Source organism: Vibrio sp. 1580 (assembly GCF_033340055.1).
In genome coordinates, this window is the sequence record NZ_JAWOVT010000367.1 from 1 (window position 1) to 647 (window position 647).

At 49.3% G+C, this 647-nt stretch carries 1 pseudogene; it reads right to left on the reverse strand.

What is annotated here, in order from left to right:
* Positions 1–647: pseudogene (locus tag R7093_RS26050) on the reverse strand (ATP-dependent RNA helicase HrpB); the annotation flags it as partial.

The following is a 647-nucleotide window of genomic DNA, read 5'->3' on the forward strand; positions in this document are numbered from 1 at the left end:
TAGTGCAAAGCGACCAAATTGATTGGTGCGTTGCTGAGCGATCCTATCGGGAAACGCCAAGCTCAACACCAACGGCAATACATCTTCATCCACTTCTCGAAGGCTAAACATGGTATCGAGTTTATGCGCAAGAGATTGTGCGCGCTTCAATAACAACGATTTTTTCGGATGAGAACCGGACAACCAACGATGCAAGCTATGTGCGATATTCGTTGTATTACGCTCTGGCTCTTCAATTAGGGCGACCGCCGCCAAAGCGACATTTACCACCTTATCGCTGTGGGATTGCGATTTAATTAACATCGCTGCCGCGCGAGGTTCTACGCCCAAGTCATGAGCCTGCTTTCCTTCCGCAGTCAGTTGTCCTTGCTCAGTAATAAGCCCTAATGAAAATAACAACTGCTTAGCTTGTCGCAGCGCAGCAGCAGAAGGAATATCGAGCCATTTTAGCTCATGAATATCGGTCGTCCCCCAAAACGCCAGCTCCATTACCAAGCTCGCAAGATCGGAATGCAAAATCTCAGGTTGTGGCACTTGTGGCTGTTGCTTGAGTTGGCTTTCTGAATAGAGGCGAACGCAAATCCCCTCTTCAATCCGCCCAGCACGACCAGCTCGCTGGATGGCAGACGATTGAGCAATACGCGTTT